Source organism: Burkholderia sp. HI2714 (genome assembly GCF_002223085.1).
Classification (GTDB): domain Bacteria; phylum Pseudomonadota; class Gammaproteobacteria; order Burkholderiales; family Burkholderiaceae; genus Burkholderia; species Burkholderia lata_D.
On sequence record NZ_NKFM01000086.1, the window covers coordinates 1 to 8,350 of the forward strand.

2 protein-coding genes and 4 pseudogenes are annotated in these 8,350 nt (G+C 63.8%); 1 reads left to right on the plus strand and 5 read right to left on the minus strand.

Features of this window, described 5'->3' with window-relative positions; genetic code table 11:
- From CFB82_RS40560 to CFB82_RS40575, 5 genes and pseudogenes are all read right to left on the minus strand, one after another.
- A pseudogene (locus CFB82_RS40560) lies at window positions 1-318 on the minus strand (hypothetical protein); the annotation flags it as partial.
- Between the two features lie 77 nt (window positions 319-395).
- A pseudogene (locus CFB82_RS40565) lies at window positions 396-4,541 on the minus strand (beta strand repeat-containing protein); the annotation flags it as partial.
- Window positions 4,542-4,643: 102 nt separating this feature from the next.
- A pseudogene (locus CFB82_RS44665) lies at window positions 4,644-4,730 on the minus strand (ESPR domain-containing protein); the annotation flags it as partial.
- 243 nt (window positions 4,731-4,973) lie between these two features.
- The gene (locus CFB82_RS40570) at window positions 4,974-5,999 is read right to left on the minus strand and encodes an IS5 family transposase (RefSeq protein WP_089487835.1); all 1,026 of its coding nucleotides are present in this window, start codon (window positions 5,997-5,999) and stop codon (window positions 4,974-4,976) included.
- A gap of 199 nt (window positions 6,000-6,198) precedes the next feature.
- Entirely contained in the window at window positions 6,199-7,380 is a 1,182-nt protein-coding gene (locus CFB82_RS40575) for a PrgH/EprH family type III secretion inner membrane ring protein (protein ID WP_089487836.1), read from the minus strand.
- 325 nt (window positions 7,381-7,705) lie between these two features.
- Between CFB82_RS40575 and CFB82_RS40580 the strand changes: the two are divergent.
- Window positions 7,706-8,185 (plus strand): annotated as a pseudogene (locus tag CFB82_RS40580) (transposase); the annotation flags it as partial.
- Window positions 8,186-8,350: the final 165 nt, after the last annotated feature.

The window sequence follows — 8,350 nt, forward strand, 5'->3', positions numbered from 1 at the left end:
CAGCCGCCAGTACTCTTCCATGAAGCCGGTGATCTGACGCATCGCCCAACGAAACAACCGGTAAAACGTATAGATCAGCTCGATGTAGGCGTTCGTGTAGGTTGGGGCACGCCCGGACACACCCGGCCCATACGGCTGGGTGTTGATGAACAGCGCCTTCAGGTCGCCCTCCGGGCAGTAGAGGCTGAGCTGGCCTCGCCGCTTCAGGCTCTGATTGTAGGCGCGGGCGTTCGCGACCCGATACGTCGGTTTCGGGCGTTTGCGCGGCGCTCCGGATTTCAGGCTGGCTTTGTATGGCAATGAACGTTCACGAGGCATAGATCAATTGCCCTTTCTACTCGACCTCACGCTGCCGCGCAACCACCCCCTTCCGAACAAAGCCGCGGCGCGACGCGTTACTTCCACTGGTACAGCATGCCGGCGCCGATCACCTTCTGACCGCCGCTGAAGCCGCCGTTGATCGACGCCTTCAGGTTCTCCGTGATGCGCGCCTGCATGTTGACCGCCATCGCCTTCTGGCCGAGGAAGGTCGACGTGCCCACGCCCATCCCGAAGTTGGCGTCGCGATCGAGCTGCGGGATCGACGCCATCGCGCCGACGGCCGCGATACCCTGCTTCGCCATCTGGTCGGTCTGCTGCAGTTGCGAACCCAGCGAGTTGATCTGCGTCTGCTGGCCCGACAGTGCCGTCGACAGCGTCGTCTGCACCTGCGTCAGCTGGTTCACGTTCACCGCGTCGGTGCCTTGCGTACCCGGCGCGACGTTCGTGATCTGGCGCTGCTGCTGGTCGCTGCCGACCGACACCACGTTCGAGCGGCCGCCGTCGTTCGAACCCGCACCGATCGCCACCGAGTTCGACCCGGCGGTGACCACCGGAAGGTCGTTGCCCTTGCCGTTCAGGTCGGCCGCGACGCCGTTGTTGTTCGCCGTACGCGTCGTGTTGTTGTTGATCGTCGTCGACAGCGAGTTCAGCGTGTTGTTGATATTCGTCACGCCGGTCGACAGCGACGCCACGTTGCTGTTCGTCGTGCTCAGGCCGGTGGACAGCGAACCGATGCCCGTCGAGGTCGACGTCGACAGCGAGTTGACGTTGCTGTTCGTCGTGCTGAGGCCCGTCGACAGCGAGTTGATGCCGGTCGACAGCGACGCGACGTTCGACGCGGTGGACGTCGACAGCGTGTTGATCGCGTTGTTCGTCGCGTTCAGCTGGCTGCCGTTGATCGCGTCCGTGCTCGAGGCCGAGATCCGGCCCGCGGCGACGTTCGTGACCTGGCGTTCCTGGCCCGGTGCGCCGACGCTGACCACGCCAACCGGCGAGCTGCCCGCGAAGGAGTACGTGACGCCGCCGATCGTGGCGCTCGACGTGCCGACTGCCGCGGCCGTGACCGAGTTGGCGCCGAGTGCGATCGAGTTCGCGACGTTCGCTTGCGCGTTCGTACCGAAGGCGAGCGCGTCGGCGGCCGTGGCCTTGGCGGCCGAGCCGTAGGCCTGTGCGCCGGTGGCGCTGGCCGTGGCCTGGCTGCCCAGCGCGATCGTGTTGTCCGCGGTGGCCTGGTTCGAGCTGCCGAGGGCGAGCGCGCTGGCGCCGTTGGCGGTGTTTGCGTTGCCGAGCGCCACTGCGCCGTTGCCGGTCGCCGTGTCGTTCGCGCCCAACGCCACCGCGCCGGTACCCGTCGCGATGCTCGGGTCGCCGATCGCGACCGCGCCGTCGCCGGATGCCGTGTTGCCGGAGCCGATCGATACCGCCTTGCCGCCCGTTGCCGATGCGTTCTGGCCGATCGCGACCGCGCCTGCCGACTGCGCGTTCGAGCCGTCGCCGACTGCCACGCTGCTGGCGCCTGCCGCGCTGGCGTTCACGCCGGCGGCGAGGGCGTTGGTGCCCGTTGCGCCCGTGTTGTCGTAGTTGGCTTGCTGCACGCCGTTGTCGTTGACGCTGTAGTAGTGCGTCTTCGCGGCGTTGATCGTGGTCGAGGTCGACGTGGACAGCGACGACACCGAGCTGTTCGTGCTGCTCAGGCCGGTGGACAGCGAGCCGATGCCGGTCGACGTCGAGGTCGACAGGGACGTGATCGAGCTGTTGGCCGAGGAAAGGCCGGTCGAGGTCGAGGTCGACAGCGAGCTGATCGAGCTGTTGGCGGACGACAGGCCCGTCGACGTGGAGGTCGACAGCGACGACACCGAGCTGTTCGTGCTGCTCAGGCCGGTCGACAACGAGTTGATGCCGGTCGAGGCCGAGGTGGACAGTGACGTGATCGAGCTGTTTGCCGACGACAGACCCGTCGACGTGGAAGTCGACAGCGACGTGACCGAGCTTTTGGTCGTGCTCAGGCCGGTGGACAGCGAGTTGATCCCGGTCGAGGTCGAGGTCGACAGCGAACCGATCGAGCTGTTGGCCGACGACAGACCCGTCGACGTGGAAGTCGACAGCGACGTGACCGAGCTGTTGGTCGTGCTCAGGCCGGTCGACAGCGAGTTGATCCCGGTCGAGGTCGAGGTCGACAGCGAACCGATCGAGCTGTTAGCCGACGAGAGGCCGGTCGACAGCGAGTTGATGCCGGTCGACAGCGACGTCGACAGCGAACCAATCGAGCTGTTAGCCGACGACAGACCCGTCGACGTGGAAGTCGAAAGCGACGCGACCGAGCTATTTGCCGAGCTCAGGCCGGTGGACAGCGAGTTGATCCCGGTCGAGGTCGAGGTCGACAGCGAACCGATCGAGCTGTTGGCCGACGAGAGGCCGGTCGACGTGGAAGTCGACAAGCTGACGATGCTCGACGTCGTGGTGCTGGCCACCGCGTAAAGCTGGCTACCGTTGATTGCGTCCGTGCTGGTTCCACTGACCAAGCCGGCCGCCACATTTTGGATGCGACGCTCGGTGCCCCCGGCGCCAACACTCACGACGCCAGTGGCCGAATTCGCGCCCGCATAAGTACCGAATGTCTGACCTCCGATCGTCGTGCTGCTGACAATACCGGTGCCGCCCGTCGCCGTAGTCGCGGCAGCGGTCGCGGTCGCACCTGAGCCGAGCGCAACCGAGCCCGCCACGTTCGCGGTGGCACCAGCCCCGAATGCCAGTGCATTCGTCGCGCCGGAGATCGCGGTATCGCCGATCGCGATGCCCCCGGCCGCCGTAGTCGTACTGCTATTGCCTAGTGCAACCGAGCCCTGGCCGATCGCACTGTTGCTGTTGCCGATTGCCACGGCACCGTTCGCAGCTGTCGTCCCCGCCGCATTGCCTGCGGCGACGTTATTTGCGCCCATCGTCACGGCACCCGTGCCGTTCGAAACGTTCGGATCGCCGATCGCCACCGCGCCGTTACCGCTCACGGTCTGTTGACTGCCGATCGCAACGGCACCGATCCCGGACTTGACCGTCGAACGGTAACCAATCGCCGTTGAACCCAAACCGGCCGTTGACGAAACGCTCGACGTATCGCCGATTGCAACCGTCGAATTCGCCCCCGCTGTTGAAGTATTTCCCAGTGCCACGGCGGCGGAACCCGCGGCGGTCGACTGATTGCCGGCGGCCAGCGTAGCGAAATTCGACGCGACAGACCCCATACCCAGCGCGGTTGCGTTCGTTCCGCTTGCAGTGGCGCCCAGGCCAAATGCCGATGCTTGTCCGGTCGACGCGGTAGATGTCGCACCAACGGCAGTTGCATTAGCGGCCGTAGCGGCCGCCTTGTTGCCGAGCGCGACCCCGTTCCCCCCCGACGCAACGGCCGTCACACCGATGGCGGTATCTTGTGCACCACTGGCAGTGGCTTGATTGCCGATAGCCGTTGCATCGGTGTTCGACGCAACCGCACTAAAGCCGGCCGCGTAACTTGTGGGCCCGGTGGCGCTTGCGTTGGAGCCGGTTGCCATGCTGTTGGACCCGGTTGCCTTGGCTCCCCCACCCAGTGCAACCGCATTGACACCTGTCGCAGATGCTGCAGCCCCGACTGCGACGCTATTCGTTATCGAGGTGTTCCCCGCGACACCCGCCACCGCGCCGTCGCCTTGCGCGATGCCGTATGCGCCGCTGACGGTCGCACCGCGACCGAGCGCGATCCCCGAGGTTGCGGTCGAAGCGATGAGCGATTGACCGCCGAGCGCGATCGAATTGGTCGCGGTAGCCGACGCGCCCGCTACACCGTTGTTCCCGATGGCGATGGCGCCGGCGGCATTGGCAAGCGTCTGGGTAGTACTCGGCGTGCCGGTTGCCGTCGAACCGCCGATGGCGACCGAGTTGGTTCCGGAGGCAAGGGCTTGGCTGCCGACCGCAGTGGCGAAATTGCTGTTGGCAGTCGCTGTCTGGCCCAGTGCGACCCCGGCCGCGCCGGAAGCAGTCGCGGAGCGGCCCATCGCCAGCGAATTGCCGCCGGTCGCCACTGCATTGGCGCCAATGGCCGTACTGCTGTTGTTGCCGGCCGTTGCGTTACTACCGATGGCGGTTGCATAGGCGTCGGAAGAGGTCGCACCCGCCCCGATCGCCGTGGAGTTGTTGGACGAAACCGTCGAGGAGGGGCCGATAGCGACCGCATTGGGACTCGTGGTCGACCCGCCGCCGGCCGAATAGTACTGCGCATGGGCCATGTTGCTGGCCAGCGACCCCGCTGCGAGGACTGTGGTTGCAACGGCCTTCACGACGGCCGACTTGTTCGGCTTGCCCCGTGCCGAATCGTGTTCCGATGCCGCGACCCAGGCGCCAAGAGCTTCGTTCCAGATCGAGCGGTATGTGCGGTTCATGTCCTGCTACCTCCAAATGTGCACGCCACACACGGGTCTCTTTTGTTAGAGGATTGCTCCGTGCGCTCGCGCGAATCTCAAAATTGATGGGCACCTCGAATTACCGCTCTTTTGAGCTGACTCTGCCATGACACGCCGCGACTTGGCCGATTCGCGGCCCACACGACAGGCGGTGAGGCGATCTTTCCGCCCGCTGCCAGCCGGATCCGGTCGCGTCCGGCTGGCCCAGGCCCATTTCGGGCGTCAGAACGGCCGGGGGCCTACCTCCATCAGCGAGCACAGGCGCCGCAGGTTGTACGCGGCGGCCTTCCAGTTCAGGTGCAGCGTCGCCCGCGCCAGGCCGATCGAGCGCAGCACTTTGCCACCCATCTGCTCCAAGGCAGCGAACACATGCTCGACACGGGCGCGCGGCTTGGCGATGCGCCGGTTGCGCCGCGCTTGGCATTCCGACAACGGCTTGCCGGGCCTACCCTCGCGCTGGATGTGCAGCCGCCATCCCGTTTTGCCCAGGCGCTGTTCACGCTCGCTGTCGACGTAGCCCTTGTCGGCCCAGACATCGCGGCTGGTGTTGCCGGCGTCAAGCACCCGCTCGAAGTGCAAGGTGTCGTGTTCGCTGGCCGTGCTCACGTGCACACGCCGGATCAGCTTGTGGCGCCGGTCCACGCTGCCGGAGAGCTTGTAACCGAAATAACTTTTGCCGTGCTTCTTGGTCCAGCGCGCCTGCACGTCCTTCTGTCGCCGCTTCGAGGGCGACCACTCGGCCGGCATCGCGTCCTGCTGAACCATGCCCTTCTCGTCCTTGGTCAGTGTCTGCTTGGGTACCGGCACGATGCTCGCGTCGATCATCTGCCCGCCCCGCGCGATGTAACCGTGGCAGTCGAGCTGCCGGTTCACCGCCTCGAAGATTCGCTCGCTGGCGCCGGCCCTGATCAGCCTTTCCTTGAACGTCCAGATCGTTGTGCGATCGGGCGCCTGCGAGCTCTGCCTCAGTCCCACAAAGCGCTGAAAACTCAGCCGGTCCAGCAGCTGGAACTCCATCTGCTCGTCGCTGAGGTTGTAGAGCTGCTGCACCACCAGCACCCTCACCATCAGTTCGGTCGGAAACGGCGGGCGACCACCGCGCTCTCGGCCCGGCCGCGGCGCCGCCTCGTCGACCCCCTCGGCCAGCGCCGCAAAATCCACGTGCTCGCCCAGCTTGCTCAGCGCATCGCCTATCTTGTCCAGCTTGCTCTCACGTTCCTGCTCTGCGAACAGACTCACCTTGATCATCTACCCATCCTCATGCGTTCCCCCTCAGCAGCATCATGCCAGCGTCCGCTACTAGTAGTCCGATCTGATATGGTTCAAGCTTTGGTACTCTTTCATCGTATATATCCTTTTCTTGGCCGAGACAGGAAATTCACGCCGACCATCGCAAGGCCAAATCTTTGCGAGTCCGCCAGCAAAGCGAAAGGCTTACCTCACTGAGTTACAGGGGGCTGGGAAAGTACCAATGACCGGGACTCACCTTGACATAGCCCTGATCGCCGTAGCGAAAGGAGCGGCCCCTAAGCCAGTCATCTTTCAACTCGACAGCGAACTGCACATAGCGTCCGCCCCATTGTCGGTAGTAGACTTCGACGAAGCGGCGCGCGCGTAGCAGTTCGCCATCGTCGAGCGCTCCCTGGATCACGAAGGTGACGCCATCGGCGTGGTTGGTCCGGGTGTACGGTAGTGCTTGGCGCTTCAACCCGGCCTCGGCTTGATCGGCGGCGGTGGCATCGTCCAGTCCTATGATATCCACCCGCTCGGCATAAGGCATGATCGCCTTCAGGCTGTGGGCCAGTTGCTGGCGTGCGCTATCGCTCATCACGGCGCGCTGGCGACTGACCCAAAGCTGCGGGCGACGCATATTGTCAAATTGCAGTCGGTAATAGGCTAGATTGGGGTAGTGGTCGGCCAGCCAGCTGGCAACGCGTTCGTTCTCCTGTGTCGAATTGATAACCTTCGCCGGACGATTGTAGTCCCCACGCGCGATCACCTGGCGGGCCCAGGCGCTGTCTCGTTCATTCGCTGCTGCTACATAGAACACATCGTCACGACCGGGCAATACCTGAAAGCGCTGGGTGTCGCGCCCAAGCAAGGCATTCAACTCGGAAGCCTGGCGTTGTGGGCTGTGCCACAGCCAATAGCCGCCTCCCGCCAGCAGAATCAGCGTGAGAGAGGCCAGCGCGATCGCGGCCCATGGACGGCGGCGGGCCGGGGTGGGATTGACTGTGGACCCGCTGCTCGGGCAGCCCAGCGCTTCTGGCGACCATGGCAGATGTTCCGGACGCAGTGCCAACGCTAATGCGCCAACACGCAACGGCAAGTTGAAGGCTGCTCGACGTTCTTCTGGTGAGCCATCGCTCAGTTCCCGTAGGATGACGTGTTCGAGATCGGTTTCATCGATCAGCAATTCGAAATTCACGCCGCCTTCATCTAGCGGAATATACAGCGTGTCGGCGGGCAACTCCGGCAATTGATCTGGGGCGGCCAGGTCGGAGCTTGGGCCCACAAGGAATAGCGTGCGGCCTGGAGACAACAGGAATTCGCAGCCGCGTAAGGGGCTATTGAGCAATCGGATGACGATGCGTTTCTCGATGGAGAGCGTGCTGTCTTCAGCGGCCATTGTATTTATCGATAAGTGCGCGTTGCATTGACTCCCTTACTCTACGTACAAGCCTTCCGATCTTCCTGATGGAAAGCCGATGAATTCTCGGTGCGAGTTGGACGGCCATCCAGGCGATTCAGGTTCACGACCGGCCGCTCGAATTCATTCTTGCCGTGCCAGCGCGGCGCTACAGCGCCTTCGACGAAACCCTCGCTGACTTCGTCGGACCTGCAAAACGTAGTTGAGCCAAGCCCGGCAAGGGATTGCAGGGAGTCGGATGTGCTGCGAACTCCCAGAGCGAATATCGATCTGATTTAAAACCTGGGAGCTGGAGCGCGCCGACATGACCGACGATTTCTTCCGAAGCCGCCTTGATTCGATGATCGACCTGCGCCACCCGCTTGCGGTGCTCGCGACGCGCATGCCGTGGGCGCAGCTCGAAGCGACGATGGCGCCGCTGTTCGCGCATCGTAATCGTGAAGGCATTGCTGCAGAAGTGATCGATCTGTTCGGCGCGACAGCGCAACTTGCCGGCGCGGGCGTGAGCGCAGCGGGTCGACCGCGGTTGCCGATTCGCCGGATGCTCGGGTTGCTCTACTTGAAGCACGCGTTCAATGAGAGCGACGAGTCGGTGTGCGAGCGCTGGGCGGAGAACGTGTACTTTCAGTACTTCTGCGGCGAGGAGTACTTCCAGCCGCGGCTGCCGTGCGATCCGACCAATCTAGGGCGTTTTCGCCAGGTGCTCGGCGAAGCCGGCGTCGAGGAACTGCTGGCAACGACGATCGCGGCGGCGGCAATCATGAAGATGGTTGAGCCCGCCGAAGGAGCTAAGCTCTCAACAGAAAGTAAATCTATAATTTGATCCGAATCCTTGAAGGACCGTATCGACGTCTTCTTCAAGGGTTTGGATGTCACGCGCCTTGAAGGCCAGCCACTCATATTTCATCTTGTGCCACAGTTTCTCGATGCGATTGAGCTCCGGGCTGTA